The sequence below is a fragment of the Candidatus Sysuiplasma acidicola genome (genome assembly GCA_019721035.1).
GTDB classification, from domain to species: Archaea; Thermoplasmatota; Thermoplasmata; order Sysuiplasmatales; family Sysuiplasmataceae; genus Sysuiplasma; species Sysuiplasma acidicola.
Genome location: JAHEAA010000020.1, coordinates 1 through 23107 on the forward strand (window position 1 = coordinate 1; position 23107 = coordinate 23107).

Genomic DNA, 23107 nt, shown 5'->3' on the forward strand with positions numbered 1-23107 from the left:
CAGAAGCCGTTGACGCTTTGCCTGTATCGGTGCTTTTCTGCTGCAAGCTACCGCTCGAGCACAGCATGCCGGATTGACAGAGGCAATGGAGAGAGAGAGTTGTACTCCTGTCGCTTCCTTGCGCCGGTATTTTCTTATTCGTACAGGAAACAGGCGACAAAGTGACCTGGCGACTTTTCCACAAGCTCGGGCCTGACACGCCTGCACTTGTCCATGACGAACGGGCATCTGTCGACAAAGCTGCATCCGGGATAACCTCTGTTTACCTTCTCCCAGTCCCCCTGTGTGAATGGTATCAGTTTTGCCGCGTTTCCATCCTCTGAAGATGGAACCGCGTTTATCAGAATCTGGGTGTACGGGTGCAGTGGTGAGTTTATAATGCTGTCCCCCTCGCCACTTTCGACGAGCTGTCCCAGATGCATTACGGCGATCCTGTCTGATACATACCTCGCAACTGCTATGTCATGTGTTATGAAGAGCATTGAAAAGTCTCTTCTGTTCTTCAAGTCGATCAGACGGTTCAATATGTCGGCCCTGATGGAGACATCCAGCATGGACACAGCCTCATCAGCAACTATGAATTCCGGGTCCAGTATCATTGCCCTGGCGATGGCAATCCTCTGCCTCTGACCACCGCTAAGCTGTCTTGGCAGCTTGAAGAGGAAGTCTTCAGCGGGATCGAGTCCAAGTATGCTCAGCATTGTTGATACGATCCTGAGTTTCTCGTCTTCGTCAATCTCTTTTCGGAAGACATCGAGGGATGTCGAGACTGTTTTGAAAATAGAAAGACTCGGGTTCAGTGATTCATACGGGTCCTGGAAAATCATCTGAGTCTTCATCCTGAAATCACGAGTCTCGCGTCTGGACATCCTGTTTATGTCCCTGCCTTCGTACATTATGCTGCCGCTATCCACATCGAGCAGCTTGAGCATAGCAAGGCCCACTGTTGTTTTTCCGCTGCCGCTCTCGCCGACCAGGCCGAGAAACTCACCGCGTTTAACACCGATAGTAACCTTGTCCATGGCTCTGGTGAGTGACTGCTTGCTGCGAGTCAGGCCGGAACCGCCCCTGAAATCCTTGGTGACTTTCCTCAGTGCAATAATTTCGTCTTCCATCTGTCACTTCACGTCCTCAAGCTTAAAACAGGCCGCCTTGTGTCCCGGCTCAAGCATCTTCAGCTGCGGTTCTTCAATGTGGCATCTTTCAAATGCAAAGGGGCACCTGGGTGCGAATGAGCAACCAACTATTGTCTGCTTTAGATCCGGGGGCGAACCTGGTATGCCGTTTAGCCTCTTCTTCTCCCCCTTCAGCGTAGGCGAAGCACTCATCAGCGCGGCTGTATAAGGGTGCCTGGGGCGGTTGCATACCTCAGATACCGGTCCGGACTCAACTATCTTGCCGGCATACATCACGTATATCAGGTCGGCAAGGCTGCCAATAACTGCAATGTCATGCGTTATGAACACGATAGAGACACCCAGCCTGTCGCGCAGTCCCTTAAGCTGATCCATTATCTGCTTCTGGACAACAACATCCAGGGCAGTAGTGGGTTCATCCGCTATGATTAGCTTCGGAGAGCATGTCAGGGCTATGGCAATTGCAACACGCTGCTTCATCCCGCCGCTGAGCTGGTGCGGATATGAACGTTTTGTGCTTGGATCCATGCCGGCCATTGACAGGTACTTGTCGACGTTCGTACGGGCTTCCTCTTCAGGGAAATCATGGTCTATCATCACGTCAATAATCTGATCTTCCACTCTCATCACAGGGTTAAGAGAGTTCATCGAACCCTGGAATATCATGGAAACTTCCTTCCATCTGTACCGGCGCAGCTTCCCGCCCTGAAGTTCCATTACTGAGACGGGTCCTTCCCCGTTGTCGTATCCATAGTAGAGCAGCTTCCCGCCCACAATCTCGCCAGGAGGCATTATCAGCTTGAGGAAAGTCATCGCTAGCGTGGATTTGCCGCAACCGCTTTCACCCACAAGACCGATAATCTCCCCCTTCCGGATATCCATGGAAACTGACCTCACTGCATTGATCCTGCCAGCCCTGGTACGATAGTTTATCTGCATATCCTGAAGTTCCATCAACAGCTCTCTAGCCATCTTTCTTCACCTCCTCGTTTTATTTGTCATTGCGGAAACTGCATTAGAAAGGAAATTTGCTCCTACGGCAAGGACAAGAATGCCGAAGCCCGGAGGCAGCAGCCACCACCAGGCATCGTACACTATTCCATCCTGAGCCTCGAACCAGTAAAGCATTGTTCCCCAGTTGACAGATTTCAGATCCCCGAGGCCGAAGAATGCAAGGCCCGCCTGCGCCACCACCGCACCGACGACCAGGAAGATGACATTGATGAATATCAGTGGGAGGAGATTGGGTATTATGTCTCTCCATATGATGCGCATGCTGCCTAGCCCTGACAGCTTTGACGCCATGATGTATGGCCTCTGCTTGAGCGTCAGTGTCTGAGATCTTATGACTCTTGAAAGGAATGGCCAGCTGAGGATCGACAGGATGATTATTGTCGAAGTGACCGTAGGCGGGAAATATGCTGAGAGTATGACGAGCAGCGGGAAACCAGGTATGATGAGCAGCACGTCAACGAACCTCATTAGTGCATCATCCACTATGCTCCCGAAATAGCCGGCCACTACACCTACCAGGGTACCGAGTGCTGCAGCAGAGACAGCAATTATGAACCCCACGTACAGAGAGGTAGCAGTCCCAACAAGGAACCAGCTCAATACGTCCTCGCCGATGTAGTCAGTACCAAAAGGATGGGCGCTGGAAGGAGGCTGCCAGGCGGTGAAGCTCGTATTGAACGGGCTGTATGGAGCGACGAATGGGCCTATGATGCCTATCCCTATTATGATCAGCAGCATGGTCAATCCCGCTTTTGCTCTCCAGTCCTTTATCAATTCATGGAAGCTATCCCATGCCCTTCCAAGCGCCGCTTCAGCGCTGCGCCTGGTAGCGCTTGAGAAAAACCGCCGCTGTCCATTTGCGCTCATTTCAGCGTCACCCTCGGGTCAAGGAATGCATATATTAGATCGACGGCAAAATTGGCAAATATGACTGATAGCGTGATTATCAGGAATATTCCCTGTATTAGCGGGAAGTCGAAATTCGTCACAGCCTGGTAGAGCTGATAACCAATGCCGGGGTATGAGAAAATTTCCTCGACAATGAAGGCACCGCCGACAATGTAACCGATGGAGAGCGCAACTGAAGTGGATACGGGGAGGATAGCATTTCTCGTCACATACCTCTTCCGTATTCTTTCAACCCTCAGACCCTTTGCCATCGCCATCAGCATATAGTCCTCTCCAAGAACATTCACAATTGTATTCCGCATCAGCAATGCATAGCCTGGGTATGTGGTGATCACCAGTGTCATCAGCGGCAGTGCAAGGTGATGCAGAACGCTCAAGATGAAAGGCAGGTTGGCTCCAGGAGTGACGCTGGTCGAGTACGCGAGTGCAACTGGAAACAGGTGGACGCCGTCTACGGTAATAACTACTGCAAGGAAAAGCTGTAGAAGCAGGGCAAGCCAGAAATATGGCAGGGATGAAAGCGTGATCGCAAAAGTCGAAAGAAACGACTCCTGGCGGGTGCCGCTCTTCCAGCCGATGTAAGAGCCGTAGAAGACGCCTATCAGCACCGATATCACCGTAGCGCTCCCAAGCAGAAAGATAGTCCAAGGCAGACTCTGAGCAATTATGCTGCTCACTGATTCAGGGTAATTATAGAATGAATAGCCGAAATTGAGATGGGCTACCTGAACCAGATAAATCTGATACTGCTGCAGCAATGAACCATGCAGATCCAGCTGACTTTCGATTAGTTTCAGATCCTGAGGCTTGAGATGCGATCCGTATTTATCGAAAAGAATGGTCAGAGCTATATTGCCAGGAATGAGCCTGGGCAGCAGGAAATTCAGCGTCAGCGCTATGAAAATGGTGACGACCATATAGGCAATCCTTCTGGCCAGATACCTCAAGGTAATCAATTCATCACCTTCGGCGAAAAGAGAAAAATTGAAAGGGTTTTGGGTTCGTCTCTTGCTGCTGCGGTTTTTTCAGGCCCGAGTGAAGCGGGAACTTCACTCGTCCTTCTTCCGCTTTCTGGACCTACTGTAGACAAGTGCCACACCCGCGATGATGACTACCACTATAATCGCGCCGGCTACGTAGTATATGGTGGACGATACCGGTGTCGTTGGTGCACTTGTTACTGCCTTCATAGAAAGCAGGTTGAGCGGGTTCAGTAGCCCGTGCGTCGGGTTAATTCCAGTGACCTTCTGACTGTTGTAGGCGTAGTAGCTGCCAATGTCTCCAATCAGGACTCCAGGAACCTGGCTGGCAATTATCGTCTGCGCCTGTTTCAGGTAGGTCAGTTCCTGTGCTACATTGGTCGATACAGCAGACTGGTTGAGCAGCGAGTTGACAGTCGAGTTGCTCCAGTGCAGTGTGTATGCATCCCAGAAGGAGTTCGGGGAGTACACATTCCAGAGGATGAAGTACGGATCTGAGAATGGAGATGTCTCACCATAGTAGCTGATTGAAGTGCTCTGTGCAGAGCCGTTCGACTGGAACATGTCTGTGCCCCATGTTGAGAACGGCACTATCGATTCAGTGACCTGGAATCCGACGGCATACAGGTCATTCTCTATGAATGTAGCAGCAGCCATCCAGTCTGAAACGGGCGGATCAACAATATTCAGCTTGACTGTTGTGTTGTTGGAGTAAGCCCAGAATCCGTTCTGGAGGTGCAGGCCCGCTTTAATGAACATCTGCTTTGCGTTGTAGACACTGTAGTTGTAATACGGCAGACCAGCCGCCCACCAGCTCTGATTTACCCAGGACTCGCCACCGAACGAACCCCTGCCACCAAGACCGTCTTCAGCCTTGTTCATTATCTGCGATTTGTTGAGTGCATAAGCAATGCCAATTCTGAAGTATGTGTTGTTGAAGGGCGCCTTTGCATCGTTCGACCAAAGATAGTATGCATTTGGACCCTTCTGTATGACATTTTTGATGTGTGGTGTCGCGTTGAGCGCGAAGTAGTCGCTGACGGCCGGAATCTCAGATGTTAGGTCACCGGCCTTGAAGGACAGTGTCATCGATGAAGATGATTTGTACGGAACGATTACCAGGTTGGGTATGTGGGCTGTGCCCTTCCAGAAGTGTGTGTTGGCAACGAAGGTGATCGAAGAAGCTGTGGCTTTGGTAAGCGTATAAACGCCGGCAGAGATCTGGTGGCCGATATTCAGGTTGTCGTAATTGCCAAGACTTGAGATGTTGCTGACAAGGGTGTGCCAGGCATACGGAACAATTGGCTGTATGCCGATGTACCTGAGCTCCATCACGAATGCTGTATTGAAGCTGAACTGCACGGTGTAAGTGCTCAGTGCGGTGACGTTTGTCAGGTACGCGTCTATGCCGTAAGTGTCAAGGGAACTGTTGGCCATCAGTGCATGGAAGGTATAGACAACATCCTGTGCTGTGATGTGTCCAACAACGCTGCTTCCGTTGACCCATTCCGCGTTCTGATTCAGGTTGAATGTGAGAGTCTTCCCTCCATTCGTCATCGAATAGTTTGTAGCAAGCCATGGAATCTGCTGTCCTGTGGACAGTTCAAGCATCAGACTGTCCTGGTACATCAGGCTGGCAACGTCCCCCGGAAGTCCGGAGGCTGTCAGCGGATTGAGATCCGACAGGGGTGCGGATGTCGCTGTTCCCCAGTAGTATGTAGCACCGGATGATTGTGCGCGGGCTACGGGAATCGACGCTATGAGCCCTGCCACAACAAACAAACCGATAACTAGGCACGCCACGAATTTACTGATTTTACTTATTGATCTATGTTCCAACTATAATCCCTCATTATACTATGCCCTTTGATTTGTAAACCCGCAAAGCCGTGCCAATATTAAAAGCTACGCTAATAATTGTAACAGGACTGTGCTCTGAAACAGCACATCAAAGTGAATACCTTGAGCCATTCGACGAGAAGTTTTTCGGGCAGATTCGCTCCGAACGTCGGCTTCGAATGGAAGGTTTGTGCCCGTATCGATTATGTTCACTGTTGGAGATTTGCAACTCTAGTTCGATTCACATACTAATTGTGCGTAATTCGTCAGATGGAAATGACTCCCCGGTTTCAGATTAGGCCGATCGGGAAAGGCTGCCATGAACATGTGTTTTATATGGCATTCATCTCTACAATCCTAAGCGCAGGAACATGTGTGTGCCTATGATTGAAAAAAATTTCGCTGTAAAGTGTGCCGCGTTTGCCTCGCTTGCCGTAATGCTCATTTCACTCTCCGTATTCCCCTCTCTGCCGCTTCAAAATCAGATCGCTGCCCCGGGTTTTTCGAGTAGCAGCGCTGTCTATACTGGCTCAACTTCCCTGAAAGCTCGGCCGTCATCAACTGCAACGCTCGATTACAATCCACTTCTGGCCATTCAATATGCGCAACTGATACACTCGAAATACTATCACACGGCATACTATCCGGCGGGCATAAATGAAAGCATACTTCAAAAAAACCTCGATCACTTCGGTTCCGAGGATTGTGCACATTTCGTATCGGAGGCATTAATTGCCGGCGGGCTAAGTGTTCTGGCAAGTAATCCACCTGGCGATAATCTAACTGGCTTCGACAATGGCGCATTTGTTGGCAGTTATGGCATAGTGGGTGTTTACAGGCTTGCCGATTATCTCGCTGGTTACGATCTTCCGGTATTTCCCGCAAACCGTACCACTGAAACAACGATTGGGTACCAGCCCATACCAGCGTCATATGCGGGTTCACCACACGCTTCTGTATATTATGTTCTCAATGAATCAGTACTTCCATCGTATGTACTCTCCCCTGGCGATGTGATCGTCGACGGCGGCGCAGGAAACGGTCATGCAATGCTCTACACAGGGAACGGAAAGGTGATTCAGACTGATCCGGCAGGTGAGTGGATCTATGCGCCTGGCGTAGACTTTAACATAAGTTTTTACAGCCTCCTTACACTCAACGGCAAAAATGTTTCAGCGCTCTACATACACATGCCTACCTTCTCAGGCACCAGATCTGTGAACATCACCGCTCTTGTCGGCGGTGATCCGCTTAACGCCACTTCTGCCCGTGTTTCGCGCGGCAGTGCTGTAACCCTTATCGCTTCATTTCCGGATGGTGTCGGATACGGCAACTACACATACAACTGGTATGTCAACGGCCATCGTGTTTCTTCAGATCAGAGCTTTGTATTTCATCCGGCTACGGGGGAAAACAATATCACTGTTGTTTCTGCCGGCAGTTACGGTAACGCGACGAGCAGTTACTCCATTTTCGTTCCTCCACATGCCGGTGGAAATGATTCATCTCCATTACTCCTTCTGGTTTCGTCCGTAGCCGTTGTTGCTTGCGTTGCGGTCATATTTGTCATACACAGGAAACGAAAGTGAAAGAGCCGGCAGCTTCTCCTCCGCCTGTTGGCGAGTTATCATTGCAGGAAGGAGGACATCCCATTTTGTTGTGAGAAGATGATGTTGTGAAGATGAGAGCGAGCGATAAATTCGCTGCGAGAGCAGAATTTCTTCATGGCAGCAGGGCAGAGCATACCGGAGTTCACGCCCGTGGACACTGGACCTCCCCCTGAAAGCAGTTGCATGCGAGTCCGGTCAGGGAAACAGTAGCTGCCAGAGAAAACGATGACAGCAACATCTGTTCATCAGGAAGCCACCGTATTTATACGCGTGGAAGATGTCACTCGCCGCATGCGCAGGCTTGAACTGGACGGCGTGAAGGTCGAAGTGTTCGATACCGTGCCGGAATTGATCGCGAGGGCGGCAAGCCGCCTCTTCGATGTACTGAGAACAGACCCGGAGGCAGTCATAGGCCTTGCTACTGGCAACACGTTCATACCGTTCTATGATTTTGTTGCAGCCAATTACAGGAGGGCAGGCATCAGCTTCGAGCAGACTGTCGTTTTCAACCTGGACGAATATCTAGGCATACCGCAGGACAGCGAAGGTTCCTACCACACCTACATGGACAGGAATTTCTTTTCAAAAATAGACATCAGGCGCGAGAACGTGCACATCCCGGACAGCAATCCTGCGGATCCGGAAGCCGAGGCGGAAAATTACGAACGACTCATTGCCCGCGCCGGCGGTATCGATATGCAGTTTCTCGGACTGGGCAGGAACGGCCACATAGGTTTCAACGAGCCGGGAACATCGTTCGACAGCAGGACGCATGTGACAGAACTGTCCGCATCCACAATGGTTGCCAACGCGGCCGTATTTGGAAACGAGAAGAATATGCCGCGCCGTGCGATTACCATGGGAGTTAAGACGATACTGGATGCAAGAAGAATAACGCTGCTTGCCTACGGGGAAGAGAAAAGTTCTGCAATCAGTGAAACGTTCACAGGTGGTAGAATGACAGAAGATGTTCCGTCGACGGCACTGAAGCTCCACCGCAATGCGACCGTCCTGCTCGACAGGCAGGCTGCGAAATCCATACTGTGACCGTTACTGCTGTCAGTCCATGAAGAGGAATTCCTTTCTCACGGCGCCATTGAGTTTTGCGATTCCCCTGTCCAGTTGCCCGACAAGTTTCTCCGTGAAGCCTTCATCTGTTTCCACTCCGGTGTTCTTCAGATGCAGCAGCACGGAACCGAGCACGACCTGATATCCGTAATAGATCCGTGCAAATTTGCCTCCCTCGTTTACAAGTTCGGCGAAGAACGTATCCGTGATCACTTTTCCGGCACGGAAAACGCCACCAAGCCCCCCAATGACGAATGATTCATTGAATTCCATTCTTCTCTTCGCTGTTTTCACGGCCAGAGCAAGTTCCTTGGCGGCCTCGCGGCATATGCCAAGGGCTGTAGCATCTCCTTTCGAAGCGCAGGACGTGACGACGGGAGCGAGGGCCGCTATACCTGTGACGGAGACATTTCTGTATATCTGACCTATGGCTGCATTGAAATCCATGCCTGCAGATCTGGCAAATGCGTCCACTAGTGAAGTTTCCTCCCCCCGGCCGTCAAATGCCTTCGTTGCTGCTTGCAGACCTCTTCTGGCTATGTAGTAAGCGCTTCCTTCGTCTCCGGCAAGCCATCCCCACCCTCCCTCTCTTACGGCTTTCCCGTCACCGCGTGCCTGTATCACGGAGCCTGTTCCGGCCGCGGCTACGACGCCCGGCCTCCCTTTTGTCGAAAGATAGTAGGCCGCAACACCGTCGTTGAAGAGTGAAAATTGACCATTCCTGTGGACACTCCTCAGAAACTGCTCCACGGACATGGTGGTGGCGGCCGAATTCTCGACGCCGGCGAAACCATAGGCTCCCTTCTCTATACTCTCCCACCCGCACCCTGCCATTTTCATGGCGCCCGTAACTGCCTTTTCGGCATTCGCTCTCGCCGTTTCAACGCCAACATTGTTGTAATTTCCTGAACCAGCGACGCCTACACCCGTTATTTCACCGTCAAATATGACTGCGAGCGTCTTTGTGGCCCCGCCATCAACAGCAAGCAACATGATTGATTGCATAACCGGGTTGTATTTCCATATTTCTTTTACAATTCGCTGTCCGAGACTGTATTCACTGCCGTGTCTTGGTAGTGATTTAATATGTGTTGCGGATAACGCAATGGGCGTGCAAATTGGTATCTTCATTAAAGACTCAGCTGGATGGACTTTTGAGCCAGAGCACTTCCGACGGCTCGTTTCCCGGAGCTGTTGCGCTCGTTTCCAAGCATGGTAAGGTTGAATACAAAGGTGTCTTCGGTAAATCTTCAATCGTTCCAGAAGAAAGGGAAATGAGGGAAGATTCTATCTTCGACCTGGCGTCGCTGACAAAAGTCGTGGCCACGACACCCGCAGTGCTCCAGCTCCTGGAAAGCGGAAAACTATCCCTCTCAGATACAGTCTCGAGTTTCTTCAGCGACATTGACTGGAGCGGTGGAAATTCCAAAGCAACTGTCGAGGACCTTCTCTGCCATTCGTCCGGTTTCTATGGTTATTATCCGTTTCACAGACACGCGGGTGCCGGCGGGGTCGTCATCAGAACCATTGCCTCCCTGCCTCCCTTATACGAGCCCGGAAAAGGGGAGATATACAGCGATCTGGATTTCATCCTGCTTGGCAGGATTGTCGAGAAGGTGAGTGCCAGGCCGCTGGATGTTTATTGCCGGGACAATGTCTTTTTACCGCTTGGCATGCATGACACTTTATTCAATCCGCCTTCGTCGCTAAGCGACAGATTCGTCACAACCGAGGTTTATCCCGATCGCACCGGATTCGGTACCGTGCATGATGAAAACGCTCACGCTATGGGTGGCGTTTCTGGTCATGCCGGTCTCTTCTCCACTGCAGACGATCTGATGAAATACTGCTCCGCTGTGCTAAACTGGGGCGAATTCCAGGGGAAGAGAATACTATCCGCGCGCGTAGCAGAGGAGATGGTCAGGCAGAGACGTCCAGCGATCGGCGGCACCTACGGCCTGGGATGGCAGCTGCACACCGGCACATACGTCGGTCCTTTCGGCGATTTGTTTCCGGTGTGGAGTTTCGGACATACCGGATTCACAGGAACTATGCTGTGGATGGACAGGAAGAGCGGCGTGTCCTCTGTACTCCTCACAAACCGCGTTCATCCGACCAGGAATAATCATGCGATTCTGAGGTGCAGAAGACTCTTCAACAACATCGTCGCCGCCTCACTGATAGATTCCTGATTGCACATTGATACAAGGTTCGAAGGAATTACAATATGGGCGGAAAAGTTGACAGCACCGGGAACGTGATTGGCAAATCGCTGACGGGCATCTCATTCCCGTCAGCCCGTGTTTACCTGAACAGGCGGAAACTCTTCACGCCTGCATCAAACACGAAACTGTACACTTCATGGTTTGCCTGCAAGTCGCTGGGTGAGGATGCAACCTTTCATTCCGAATATTCCGTTGTCGACGGACGCCTGTACTTCAGACCGCTGGGTAATCCCCTGCTCGACGAATCGTCCATGGCCGAGGTGGTGGAATACTGTGAGGACATGAAGATACGTGAAATTATACTGGAGACCGGCCACATCCGTGCTCCCAGATATCCAGGCTCCTGGAATTTCGATGATATGGGGCATGCATGGGGTGCGCCGATATCCGATGTATGCTTTCATGAAAATGCTATCGCTGCGACCTTCGACTGTCTGGATGCTCCTCCTTCCAAAACCATGCCGGCAAGCAGCATACATTCTTTCATCTTCAGCCAGTCTGTCAGCGAGCCGCAGATCCATGAGCGGAAGATTGTGCTTCCAGCCGGCTTCAAAGGCAATTTTTCCTTCTCAATACTGGAGCCGGAGGATTTTCTCCTGCACTGGATTTCGGACAATCTCGGCAGCAGCCGTTCACGCAGAAAACTGCGCATAGGCAGATTCAGGGGAGAGCCTCAAATTGTCTGTAGCCGCACTCTAGCCCAGGTGCTCCACCGCCTGAACAAAGTGTCTTCCAATGTAATCGCCGAGCTCCTTCTGCTCCACGCGGCGAGGCCTTCGGGCAGGGACGCATCCACTGCCGAAGCTTCGGAGCTTATGCGCATGTCGCTTGCCGCATCAGGCATAAGCGATGCATGGCTTTTCGACGGTTCCGGTCTTACACGGGGAAACCTGGTTTCGCCTGCCGGAACAGTAAAACTGCTCCGAATGATTGCAAATTTACCTTCTGTTGTTTCATCGTTGCCGGTGGGTGGCACTGACGGCACGCTGAAGGAAAGGAAACTGAGCAGAGCAATCAGGGCAAAGACAGGCTCGCTCGGAGGCGTTCAGACGCTGTCAGGTTTTGCCGGAAATGAACCGTTTTCAGTCATGGTCAATCATTTTCCTGAATCCGAAGATGCCGATGGTTTTGTCAAGGACTGGATTGACGGGCTCATAATGTCTCTTGTGCGCTGAGCATGCCCGTCCATCGTGTGCAGTCGCCGATTGCAGGCCCGCTGTCCCCCGATTGCACATCGGTGTGCGCAGATCAGACATCACGCTGAGAATGTTTTTCTTCCTGCACAGTATGTTTCTGTAACACGCATCTGTCTGTCCAGCAGTACAAGGTCAGCCCTCTTGCCCACCGCGATCTGTCCCCTGTCTGTCAGGCCAAGAGCTTCTGCGGGGTTTGAAGTGAGCATTGGTATTGCAGTCTCAACATCGATTGATGCAAGCGAACACATGTTCCTGAGCGCCCGGTCCATTGTCAGTGTGCTGCCGGCAAGCGTTCCGTCATCCAGTCTCGCGACCCCCTTGTCCACTGTGAAGCTGAACGCATCCCCCCTGTATCTTCCGTCTCCGGCATTCTGTGCCATGATTGCGTCTGTTACGAGTATAATCCTGTCCGGTGATTTGGACCTCAGCAGCAGTCGTATCCCTCCTTCGGAAACATGCACTCCGTCTGCAATGAGTTCACAGTATACGCTGTCAGAGACAAGCACTGCGCCGACGGTCCCCGGCTTTCTATGGTGAAAGAGTCCCATGGCATTATACGTGTGGTTTGAAATCGTGACGCCCCAGTCAAACGACCTGACAGCTGTCTCGTACGGAGCCAGTGTATGTCCTATTGACGTTCTTATTCCATTTTCTGTACAGTATCTTATCAGGCGTTCCGAACCTTCCAGCTCCGGAGCAACCGTGACAAGCGAAACCCGTCCGCGGGAACGTTTCATATATCCTTCAAGTTCATCAATATCGGGCATCCTCATAAATGCTGGATTCTGCGCCCCCTTCTGCAGTGGATTGATGAACGGTCCCTCCAGATGGAATGAGTGCGCCTCCGCTCCCATCGCCTGTGCACCGGGAAGAGAGGAGAGTGCCCTGACCAGCAGCTCGCGTGGCGCCGCGGCAAATGTGGGCAGGAACGTGGTAACGCCGTTTGCTGTCATGCAGCCAGATGCCTCCTTCAGTGCTCCCGTTCCTTCAAGAAAGTCTCTTCCGCAGCTGCCATGGACATGAATATCTATGAAGCCGGGAACTAGCAGATGAGTGCGACGCCTCCCTTTCCGGGCTGTTTCCGCGCCGTCAAAATCCAGTGAACGGATGACACCGCCGGAACAAGTTATGCTGCCGTGTCTGAACTGTCCATCAGGGCAGTATATGTCGACATCGCTTATTTTCATCTTACGTGCATTGTGAGGATGGATATTAAGTTCTCACGATGATGACGGAACACCGGCTTCTACTGAATGTTCGGATCCGGAAATTAATAAATCGTACTCTGCAATGGCGGTGCATGGGCAGTAAAAAACTCGGCCTGCTCTTCCAGGCTGCACTGAAGGGAAAGGATCTTGAGTCGAACAAATCGTTCCTGAGAAAAATAAGACCGTCCTCCATTGTTCTCTTCTCGGGCAACTTCAGCACAGCCGGCGAGCTCGAATCGCTGATCGGGGAGGTGTCTCACTTCTACAGGAGCGAACTATCGGCCGAGCCTCCGCTTTTCTCTATAGATCAGGAAGGGGGCAATGTCATCAGGGCATGGGACATTCCGTTTCCGCCATCAAACATGGCTGTCGGAGCCACAGGCGACGAGAAACTGGCTTATTACAGCGGACTGCTGACCGGATACCACCTGCGGCTTCACGGCGTGGACTGGAATCTCGCTCCGGTGCTCGACGTCAACGACAGTCAGGACAATCCAATCATAGGCATTCGCAGTTATGGAGACGATCCTGATTTTGTCTCATTGATGGGCAACGCATACATAAGAGGCCTGAAGGCGCAGGGCTGTCTCTCGACCGCAAAGCATTTTCCCGGCCACGGGTCGGTCAGTGTTGATTCACACATAGACCTGCCGGTGGATGAGCGCGATGCAGAAGAAATCAGGCGAACGGCTCTTCCCTTTGCCAGGGCGCTGGAATCCGGCGTAGACACGGTTATGGTCTCACACCTGTACTACCCGTCACTCACTGGAGAGAAGGACCTGCCTGCAACACTTTCCCGCGACGTTATAACGGGGCTGCTCCGAAATGAGCTGGGATGCAACGTGCCAGTGCTCACTGATTCCCTTTCAATGGGTGCTGTAAAGAAACATTTCCCTCCCTCTGAATCCGCTCTGATGGCGGTACGGGCAGGAGCAGACATTATCGAAGATACTGATCAGGATGATGTTGAGGAAATGTACTCTTCACTTGCGGGACGGAGTGATTCGCTCGACACCATTCTCTCCTCTGCATACAAACGTGTAGAACTGCTCTTCTTAAAACGGGCGGCGCCTTCCGTTACTTCCGACGGCACATTGCACCATCTGATACGCACTTCCGTAACCTCGCTCGGGCCGCAGATTCAATCGCACGTGCAGGCACACCGAAAATGGGCTGTGTATGATTGCGAAGTCACAGTTGGCGGCAGAAAATATTTCCCACTGTCGGAAGCTCTTGCGGAACTGGGCATCGAGCATGTTTCCGGCGCCGAAGGCACTGAGGGACTTCCAGCTCTGGTGCTCATGTACGGTGAACACCTGAAACAGCACAATGACATCGGCTCAATAAGAGCGAGACACGGCGAACTGTACGCCATAGGTGCAGGTACGCCCTATGATGCAGGAGTCGTCTCAGGCGTGCCTTACCTCACCGGGTACGCGCCAAATGTTCAGAGTGTCAGGGCATGCCTTGAGGCACTCTTCGGGTTGTTTACGCCGCGAGGCAAGGCACCGGTACGCCTCAAATCCTCTTGATTGAAGTGATGTCTCTTTTCAGTCGCCTGGCGTAGCTGTCCCTTCCGTTCAGGTCAGTGATGCTCACCCTCTGATTGTGGAGGTTTGCGTGTATTAGCCTGCCTCCGCCCATGTGTATGCCAACATGGCCAGGAAAGAAAATCAGATCTCCCGGTTCTGCCTCACGCAGCGAGCCGACAGCGCTGCCGAGTTTCTCCTGCATGTCAGCGTTCCTGGGCAGTCTGATGCCGTTGAAACCGAAAACGCGCTGTGCCAGGCCCGAACAGTCTATGCCGAGTTCGGTTACGCCGCCCCAAAGATACGGCACCCCCAGGTACTGTTTTGCAAATTCAATTTTGTCCAGGGAGTAACTTTCGCGCCTGTAGAATTTTTGTGCAATGTCGAGTCGCCTGATGTCCCCAGCTGTGAGCAGCGAGCCGATTGGAAGAAGCATGTCGCCGCCTTTCCATGTCCTGATGATCTTGTATGCGGGCGCTCCGTCGGCGCGACCGAGTCCGAATCTCGACAGGAATGCGTCGTAGCCGTCGGGTGCAATTACATGAACGTAATCGTCCTTTCCTTCATCAACCACGCGAACCTTTTCCCCGAAAACGACCTGATCAACGCGTTCTGATCTGAATTTCGGCTCTGCCCTGAGGTCTGAAACTCCTACCGTCACTTTCAGTGTTGCCATTGTGTTCCAGCACACGACATCGCGCAGCCACTTATAAAAACGAGTGGAAAGACCTCCAGTTTGAATGGTGTGGTGAAATAGAATGACAAATGCAATGCACTGCCTGAACATCTCCATGACTTTATGACGGGGCATGCCCGAATTCGCGCGTATGGTAAAAGCTCAGGATCAGACGGGACACCAGTATGTCTCCATGGCCGCCCGGGCTGTTCCTGCCGAAGCACGGACCGCCACTGATTCTTACGCAGGAAGTCACCGTATTCATGTGGTGCAGGCATTGCCAGTTCTGCGCTTTCGGGTTGCCTGTCGCGCCTGAAACGGCGTTCACAGTTTCATTTCAAACACACTGAATCTTCTCGTGACTTCGAATCCAAATCGTTCGTAAAGGTGCGAGGCTCTTTCACTCGTCCACAGGAAAAATGCCCTGTGCATCCCCCTGATCTTCATCTCCCTCAGCGTTTGATGAAGCAGCGCCGTTCCTATGCCACGTGACCTGTGCGCTTCATCAACTCCGAAGGGCCCGAAATGCTCCCCGGGCATGTACCATCTCTTCCCTTCGGCGCCAAAGAACATGCTATAGCCCAGTATGGTGGTCCCCTCAACCGCAACCTTGATCTGATATCTTTCCCCTTTTTCGCCGACGCATTTAGCCCTGTAACTGTAGTCCGAAGAAAAATTCCTCTTGAGCATTCTGAGGAGGGCTGGAAGTTCCGGCCTGGCGAGATTACGCACCTCAATGTCTCCTGTTGTATCACTAAAGGAATCCAGACCGTGCGAGGGCCAGAGATTCTTGTCCATGGCGATTGCATCCTCTCCGGGCCTGAAACCGTAATCTTTCATGAACTTCCAGATCTCCGGATAGGCACTGCGGTCTATGCCGGGGAAAAAATATGTCGGGGTGAAGCCGGCGCAGAGTATCCTGCTGACGCCCCTCTTTCTGAGCACGGACAGCTGCGAGTCAATAAGCCTCTTCATTGCGGTCTCGTCGCCGAAGCCGAGTGCCATAATCCACGCAGTGCCACTGTCATCATCGTGCATGAATCGCCCTGATCTTGTGCAGGTGAGCGCGAACGCTCCGTCTCCGGATACAAAGGGGAGAACCGGTTTAGTGAATTCGCTCCCCGAAAACTTCAGCCTGATCAGATCTTCGCTCGTCGGATCCTGCCTGAGATACTCGTTCCAGAGCCTGCAGGCTTCGCTGGTCTGCGAGCGCAATTCACTTGAGAGAGACATCGATACCAAGTCCAGGTCTTTCTGATACAGTGTTCTCTCCGTTCTTCAGCTCCAGACCGCCTGTTGTTATGTCTTTCTTCAGACTCGAATATCCGTCAAGGTCTGCGTACTTCACGTTCTTCATGCCCAGTGCCAGGTGAGTTCCGGCCGTAACAGCCACTTTTGTCTCAACCATGCATCCAATCATGACAGGCAGTCCGGCCCCCTCAGCTATGCTTATGATCTTCCTGCCTCGTGTTATTCCTCCGGCCTTCATCATTTTCATGTTTATCATGTCAGCCGCTTCGCTTCTGACGATCTTCATCGCATCCTCTGGCCCGTGAACAGCCTCATCGGCCATGACCGGTATGTCGCTGTGATCCCTGACAAACTTGAGTCCAGCTATGTCGTGCGCTGGCGTCGGCTGTTCCAGAAATTCAAGCTCGAATTTATGTATGTCCCTTGACAGTTCAACGGCCTTCTTTGCGGAATATGACTGATTGAAATCCACGTAGATGGTGATATCGTCGCCTGCAGTCTGCCTAGTCCTCTTCACCCGTTCGTAATCCTCACGCAAGCCCCGTCCCAGTTTGACCTTGATGGTCCTGAGGCCGGCGTCGACGAATTCCCTTGTGTATTTCTCAACTTCCTCCATCGTACCTATGTCGATGGTAAACGACGTCCCGATACTCTTCCTGTAGCCGCCGAGCAGCCTGTACAGCGGCACACCGGCCTTTCTGCCTATCAGGTCCCACAATGCCGTGTCAACGGCACACTTCGCCGCGTACGACCCGACGACCGTTTTCTCCATCACGTCTCCTATCGATTCCGTGTCCGTTTCATCCATGCCTTCTACAGCCGGTTTAATCAATTTGAGTGCCGCACCTATGGATTCCATCGTCTCTCCCGTTATGAACGGTGTCGGGACCGCCTCACCATACCCCTTTGCACCGTCATCCGTCTCAACTGTTATTATGAAGCCATCATAGGAATGCGTGCTTCCGAGCGAAATTCTGAACTCCTTTTCCATCGGTATTTCCAGACTCGTGTAGCTGACAGATCGTATCATGAACGGTGCAACATTGCAGTTGTTCTTGAAGGTTACCAAAGAATCAGTGAATGAATTGAATGATGGCGTAAGATTGATTTAAGAGGCGCTAATGTTGTGGAACGATATGTTTGAAAGAAGATACAACAAAACTGGAAACGGAGCAGCCCAACAGGAAGACATCGAATATAAGCACTCTGCCGGTGAAACGGGTCATGATGCTGATGAACAGCGAAGATGCACGGGTCGCAGGAGCTGTCAGGAAAGCGCTGCCGGACATAAGCAGGGCCGCTGAGGCGGTTGCCTCAGCCATTCTGGACAACGGAAGAGTATTTTATATCGGTGCCGGGACAAGCGGAAGGATCACGTATCAGGATGTCGCCGAACTTCTTCCAACATTCGGTTTTGCTCCGGGAACATTCAATGTAATCATGGCCGGCGGCATCAAGGCATTGACTGAAGCTGTCGAAGGCGCAGAGGATGACGCAGCCGCTGCTCCCCGCGTTCTAAGAAAGCTCAGGCTGTCGCCGCACGATGTCGTTTTCGGCATTACCGCATCAGGCAGAACGCCTTTCGTAATCGGAGGTCTGAAATTCGCACGCCAAACCGGATGCGTGACTGTTTCGCTTACATCGAATCCCGGATCGGAAGTTGCCAAACATTCAGACATCTCCATCGTCGTAAGAACAGGTGCTGAAGTGATAACAGGAAGCACGCGACTCAAGGCTGGTACGGCACAGAAACTCGTGCTCAATATGGTGAGTACGTATGCAGGCATCAAATCAGGTCGCGTAACTGGAAACAGCATGATACGCATGCGGGCTACAAATTACAAGCTCAGGAAGAGGGCCGTGACCATAGTCTCGCAGCGCGCAGGGTGCACACCGCGAAAGGCGGAAACAGTTCTCGAAACCGAAGGCTACGACATAGAAAAGGCACTTGCAAGACTCAGTCATAGATGAGGAATTTTTCTGTCCTTTTTCTGAATCCTGCTGCATCTCGGGCCCAGGACGCCATCAGGCGCTCAGGCTCGTTTTTCGCTACAACCCTGTCTATGCCCATCACACCAGTGATGGCCTCTGCCCAGAGTCTGTTTCCGTTCCTCGTCCACACTGTTCCTTCCAGTCCCGAAAGATGGTGAAGCATCTTCAGCCCGAGCAACACGGGATCTGCCTTTTTCCTGTCTGCGACGTAGCACTCCACACCTTCACACACTTCGCCTTTGAACTTGCCGTACTGCGGCATGAATCGTGCAAACCTTGCCATGATGCCCGCAGTCCCTGACACAGCTTCCAGCAGACTGTGCCCGTCTAACCATGGTGCGCCGATGAGTCTGAATGGTCGCGTCGTACCCCTTCCAACGCTTACATTCAGTCCCTCCATCACTGCCAGTCCAGGATAAAGCACCATGGACTGCATATCCGGGAGATTTGGTGAAGGCGCAGTAAACGGCAGACCGGTTTCATCATACCACATTTTCCTCTTCCATCCTTTCATGCGAACAACTTTCACGCAGTCCTTTCCGCCTGCCCAGTACATCGCCAGTTCCCCGAGCGTCATTCCGTATTGCAGCGGAATCGTATCAATTCCTACAAAACTCTTCAATCCCTCATCCAGTAACGGACCTTTCACAGTCAAACCGTTCTGCGGATCCGGCCTGTCAAGAACCGTGAGAACGCGTCCTGAGGAAGCGCATGCATCAATAGCGCTCTTGAGCGTGGACACGAGTGTGTAAAACCTCACCCCGGCATCCTGCATGTCGTAAATGAGGACGTCGAGGTCTGAAACATCGTCAGGCTGCATCTCCCTCCTCTGACCGTACAGGCTTATGATGTTTGTCCCAAGCTTCTCATCGAAATAGCTGCCAAGTTCCTCTCCCTCTTTTGCCAGGCCATAGGGTCCATGCTCGGGAGAAAAGAATTTTTCAATACTGGCACCATCCGACTTGAGTCGCTCAGGCAGCCACCGCCATTGGGAGTCCAAACTGGAATGGTTCGTAATCAGGCCAACACGTTTTCCTTTGAGACGCGCTACCGTCTTTTTGTCAAACACATCGTTTCCGCTTCTTACCGCTTTAATATTCCCGCCCCTTCGGGTAAGGGCACGCATGCTTTTTGAATGTGTCGTCGCATGTGGTTCAGAGTTGACTCAATTGAATATATTTTCTGTGATGTCAGGAACTTCAACAGACGGTCTGACGTGGGTTTGCATGGAAGTACGTGAATCACGCGACGCCGTCTCCACAAGCGTACTTCAGAAGGGCAGCAGGCGTTTCGATCCGTCGCTGAAATCGCTGCTCCTTTCAATGACAAACCAGGGTAATGCTTCCCTTGCCTCGATAAGCAGAGCACACTGGGGTATAGGCAGGGCTCTGGTCGCGGCGTCCCGTTCGCTGCGTCATTCTGTGGATTTAGCTGTTTTCTCGGGCCATACGCTTTACCATGAGGAGCAGAAGGGGCGAGCGGGCGGCGGCACGTTGCAGATAGGTGCTGTCGAACCTCTCGCTCTCTCGCTGGGTAAGCCGGTCCTCACCGACATGCGTTATACCGACGTCGCTGCCGGCGGAATGGGAGCTCCTCTCGTGCCAGCAGGTGACAGCCTCATTTTTCCACATGGTTCAGCGGTGCTCAACATCGGCGGCATAGCAAATATAACGCTGCTGGGAAAAACTGTAAGCGGCTTTGATACGGGCCCGGGAAACATGCTGATTGATGGAGCGATGCGGCGATTGTTTGGAAAGGAGATGGACAGGAACGGCAGAATCGCGGCATCGGGTAACTGTGACGAAGGACTGCTGGGCAGGCTGATGTCAGACTCATTCGTCAGATCCGCCCCGCCCAAGACATGCGGCCGTGAAAGATATGGCTCGGAATATGTCGACAACGTCATTTCCATGGCCGGCGCGTCTGGGATCAGCGACAGGGATATCATCACGACGCTTTCCGAATTCACTGTGCGGAGTATACTGTACAATCTGCGGAAATATGGCGGGGCTGCCGACCCGCTGATAATCGCGGGAGGCGGCGCCTATAACAGGTATATCTCAGACGGACTGCGCTCAAGTTTCGACGGCACTGTTTACTCTTCATCCAGTTTCGGCATAACCCCAGATGTGAGGGAAGCCGTCGCCTTTGGCCTCCTCGGTTATCTCTCTGTGAGCGGCAGGGCTGCAAATACTCCGGCGACAGGAGCACGCAGGTTCGTCCCTCTCGGCAGAATAACTGTTTCCGGCCTGTCGAAAGAACTCAGACGTTGTCTGTGAGGTGGCAACAGACATGAGCATCAAGCTAACATTGCATGACGGACGAAACAGTCTGACAGCCATTCTTAAAACCGTGTCAAAGAAGGATGTGTTCATCGTCTGCCACGGTCTTGCGGGACGTGCCGACGATCCAATAGCGTCAATAACTTCGAAAGAGCTCGAACGGATGGGTCATTCCACTTTCAGGTTGTCGCACAGGACTGGCACAAGAAATGAACTGCTTTTTGAAGAACAGGTACGGCAGATTGTTGAGTCAGTGACGCTGCTTAAATGCCATTACCTGTTCCGCAGAATTCATCTGCTCGGCTTAAGCATGGGGGCATCAAACGCAATCATCGCCGGAAGCATGGATGCCAGAGTTGTTTCAGTATGTGCCGTATCGGGCATCTCGGACGGAGAAACATGGATGAGGGAAAGGCATGGCAGCCAATACAGCAGGTTTACGGCTATGCTGTGCGGCAGGGAGAACACGGAATACAGGACCGGCAGGCTGCGCAGCCTTTCCATAATCGATGTGCTGGCGCCGGACAGCAGGCACAGACGTATTATCAAGGCTGCTTCTATGAAGGATCGCACGCGCCCGGATTCACTGAGCGCGCGGAGCGTGCGTTCTCTGTTGATGCACAACCCGCTGAATCACATTGGCTCACTTGCCGGCAGGCCCCTCTTTATCGCCCACGGCCTCTCCGATTCTCTCGTCTCAGTGGAGAACAGCAGACGGCTTTATGCATCTGCATCGGAACCGAAAAAGCTGATGTTGTATGATGGCATGGACCACGACATGATGCTGCACGAATCTGCCCGAAGAAGTGTATTGTCGGAGTATATCGGCTTCCTTTCTGAAATGTCCTGAGCTTTTGAGTAATGCCTTCGATCCACCGTATTAAGCTCATAGGCAGGTATATGCAGATCGACAGTCCGGCCTTCACGCCCATTCCGCCGGGTGTCCCGGGAAAATCGAGATGGTCGAAACGCTGATTTAGATACAGCTGTTAACCGCGTCTGCTGATGCGAATGAATGTTGCCTTTGATCTTTCAAAGAAGTTTCCCGGCTGTGTGCTGCAAACACAAGAAGAACTTTTACCATACAGAAGCGACGCATCACAATTCGGAGGCGACACGCCGCTGGCAGTGGTATTGCCGGAGAACACCGCTCAGGTTTCGGAACTGATGAAATATTGTTATCAGAACGACATTGCGGTCGTAGCAAGAGGCGGAGGGACATCGCTTACAGGGGCATCCGTCGTAATGGGAAAAGGCATCGTTGTCGATTTGCTCCGGATGGACCGAATCGCCGAGGTCAGCGTGACAGACAAGTGCGTGCTCGCCGAAGCAGGCGTGAGGATAGATGACCTGAACGAGCGCCTCGCGAGGGCAGGTCACCTGTTTCCGCCCGATCCTGGCAGCTCAATTGCGGCAACCGTCGGAGGCATCATTTCGACCAATGCCGGTGGCCTGAGATGCTTAAGGTACGGCACGACAAAGGACTGGATACTGGGCGTTGAAGCTGTGCTTGCAGATGGACGGGTGATTCAGTGCGGAAACAGGACGCTGAAATCGAGGATAGGCTATGATCTGACGTCCCTGCTTGTTGGCAGCGAAGGTACGCTCGCAATCGTGACGAAGGCTTACCTGAAAATAACGAATCTGCCCGAATCCACCGGAAGGGTTGTTGCATACTACACCGACATATCGTCGCTCGGCAGGGCCGTCGCGGATGTGCGTACCGGAAAGATCCAGCCGACAATTGCTGAATTTCTGGACAGGAAGACTATGGACGCAGTCGAAAGGAGCGGAAAAGTGACGTTTCCCGATGAAGCCGCATACATGCTTCTGCTGGACGTCGACGGTCCGGCAGAAGCAATTGACAGATATCTCAACGATCTCACATCCACCCTTGGAGCCTCGAAACCGCTTAAAGTGCAGTCGACCCGCGACGAGTCGGAAATGCGCACAATGTACTTGGCACGGAAGGGCGCATATTCGTCACTCCTGAAGCTGCGCAGGAGTGAGAACGACCACGTGCTGATCGGCGATGTAGTCGTCCCGCCGTCCGAGCTGTCCATGATGCTTTCGGAGACAAGCGTGCTAGCCGATCAGATGAAAGTGGCAGTTGCGCTATTCGGGCACATAGGCGATGGAAACATTCATGCCAACATGTTCGTCGATTTCAGCGACGCCGACGAGAGCGGCAG

20 protein-coding genes are annotated in these 23107 nt (G+C 52.4%); 9 read left to right on the top strand and 11 right to left on the bottom strand.

The features are described 5' to 3' along the window. Positions 1-134: 134 nt before the first annotated feature. The 5 genes from KIS30_08535 to KIS30_08555 form a co-directional block, all read right to left on the bottom strand. Positions 135-1115 carry an ABC transporter ATP-binding protein gene (locus KIS30_08535; GenBank protein ID MBX8646786.1) on the bottom strand — a complete coding sequence of 327 codons (981 nt, stop codon included), beginning with the start codon at positions 1113-1115 and terminating at the stop codon, positions 135-137. A 3-nt stretch (positions 1116-1118) separates the two neighbouring features. Further along, positions 1119-2108 (bottom strand): ABC transporter ATP-binding protein, encoded by a 990-nt coding sequence (locus KIS30_08540; GenBank protein ID MBX8646787.1) that lies wholly within the window; start codon positions 2106-2108, stop codon positions 1119-1121. A gap of 6 nt (positions 2109-2114) precedes the next feature. Then, positions 2115-3017, bottom strand: a complete 903-nt coding sequence (locus KIS30_08545; GenBank protein ID MBX8646788.1) for an ABC transporter permease — start codon at positions 3015-3017, stop codon at positions 2115-2117. After that, positions 3014-4015 (bottom strand): ABC transporter permease, encoded by a 1002-nt coding sequence (locus KIS30_08550; protein ID MBX8646789.1) that lies wholly within the window; start codon positions 4013-4015, stop codon positions 3014-3016. Before KIS30_08550 ends, KIS30_08545 begins: the two co-directional genes overlap by 4 nt. Positions 4016-4108: 93 nt before the next feature. Next, complete coding sequence (locus KIS30_08555; GenBank protein ID MBX8646790.1) at positions 4109-5821, bottom strand: hypothetical protein; 1713 nt, start codon at positions 5819-5821, stop codon at positions 4109-4111. 440 nt (positions 5822-6261) lie between these two features. Between KIS30_08555 and KIS30_08560 the strand changes: the two genes are divergently transcribed. Continuing rightward, positions 6262-7467, top strand: coding sequence for a hypothetical protein (locus tag KIS30_08560; protein MBX8646791.1), 1206 nt, complete (start codon positions 6262-6264; stop codon positions 7465-7467). 312 nt (positions 7468-7779) lie between these two features. Then, positions 7780-8535, top strand: a complete 756-nt coding sequence (locus KIS30_08565) for a glucosamine-6-phosphate deaminase (GenBank protein ID MBX8646792.1) — start codon at positions 7780-7782, stop codon at positions 8533-8535. Positions 8536-8547: 12 nt separating this feature from the next. On the opposite strand, the gene KIS30_08570 is transcribed toward KIS30_08565, so the two are convergent. Further along, a complete protein-coding gene (locus KIS30_08570; GenBank protein MBX8646793.1) occupies positions 8548-9549 on the bottom strand; it encodes a hypothetical protein in 1002 nt (333 codons plus the stop codon). A 125-nt stretch (positions 9550-9674) separates the two neighbouring features. Here KIS30_08570 and KIS30_08575 point away from each other — a divergent pair, with 125 nt between their 5' ends. Together KIS30_08575 and KIS30_08580 are read left to right on the top strand one after the other, a co-directional pair. Then, positions 9675-10748, top strand: coding sequence for a serine hydrolase (locus KIS30_08575; protein MBX8646794.1), 1074 nt, complete (start codon positions 9675-9677; stop codon positions 10746-10748). Positions 10749-10783: 35 nt separating this feature from the next. Next, entirely contained in the window at positions 10784-11956 is a 1173-nt protein-coding gene (locus tag KIS30_08580; GenBank protein ID MBX8646795.1) for a D-alanyl-D-alanine carboxypeptidase, read from the top strand. 80 nt (positions 11957-12036) lie between these two features. Here the strand turns inward: KIS30_08580 and nagA are convergent, their stop codons facing one another. After that, on the bottom strand, positions 12037-13164 hold the full coding sequence (nagA, locus tag KIS30_08585; protein ID MBX8646796.1) for an N-acetylglucosamine-6-phosphate deacetylase: 1128 nt from the start codon (positions 13162-13164) through the stop codon (positions 12037-12039). Between the two features lie 113 nt (positions 13165-13277). On the opposite strand from nagA, the gene KIS30_08590 reads away from it, so the two are divergent. Further along, complete coding sequence (locus KIS30_08590) at positions 13278-14717, top strand: hypothetical protein (GenBank protein ID MBX8646797.1); 1440 nt, start codon at positions 13278-13280, stop codon at positions 14715-14717. Here KIS30_08590 and KIS30_08595 read toward each other — a convergent pair. From KIS30_08595 to KIS30_08605, 3 genes are all read right to left on the bottom strand, one after another. Beyond that, positions 14704-15390 (bottom strand): C40 family peptidase, encoded by a 687-nt coding sequence (locus KIS30_08595; protein MBX8646798.1) that lies wholly within the window; start codon positions 15388-15390, stop codon positions 14704-14706. The genes KIS30_08590 and KIS30_08595 overlap by 14 nt on opposite strands. 324 nt (positions 15391-15714) lie before the next feature. Next, the gene (locus KIS30_08600) at positions 15715-16623 is read right to left on the bottom strand and encodes a GNAT family N-acetyltransferase (GenBank protein MBX8646799.1); all 909 of its coding nucleotides are present in this window, start codon (positions 16621-16623) and stop codon (positions 15715-15717) included. Next, entirely contained in the window at positions 16607-17671 is a 1065-nt protein-coding gene (locus KIS30_08605; protein ID MBX8646800.1) for a dipeptide epimerase, read from the bottom strand. The genes KIS30_08600 and KIS30_08605 overlap by 17 nt, the downstream gene beginning before the upstream one ends. 110 nt (positions 17672-17781) lie before the next feature. On the opposite strand from KIS30_08605, the gene KIS30_08610 reads away from it, so the two are divergent. Continuing rightward, positions 17782-18612 (top strand): N-acetylmuramic acid 6-phosphate etherase, encoded by an 831-nt coding sequence (locus KIS30_08610; GenBank protein ID MBX8646801.1) that lies wholly within the window; start codon positions 17782-17784, stop codon positions 18610-18612. Here the strand turns inward: KIS30_08610 and KIS30_08615 are convergent. Beyond that, entirely contained in the window at positions 18599-19702 is a 1104-nt protein-coding gene (locus KIS30_08615) for a DUF1343 domain-containing protein (GenBank protein ID MBX8646802.1), read from the bottom strand. The two genes, KIS30_08610 and KIS30_08615, sit on opposite strands and share 14 nt — an antisense overlap. Before the next feature lie 91 nt (positions 19703-19793). On the opposite strand from KIS30_08615, the gene KIS30_08620 reads away from it, so the two are divergent. The 3 genes from KIS30_08620 to KIS30_08630 form a co-directional block, all read left to right on the top strand. Then, entirely contained in the window at positions 19794-20912 is a 1119-nt protein-coding gene (locus KIS30_08620) for an anhydro-N-acetylmuramic acid kinase (protein MBX8646803.1), read from the top strand. A gap of 13 nt (positions 20913-20925) precedes the next feature. Continuing rightward, positions 20926-21765 (top strand): alpha/beta hydrolase, encoded by an 840-nt coding sequence (locus tag KIS30_08625; GenBank protein MBX8646804.1) that lies wholly within the window; start codon positions 20926-20928, stop codon positions 21763-21765. Positions 21766-21920: 155 nt separating this feature from the next. Further along, positions 21921-23107: FAD-binding protein (locus KIS30_08630; GenBank protein MBX8646805.1), on the top strand; the 1187-nt coding region annotated here is incomplete at its 3' end.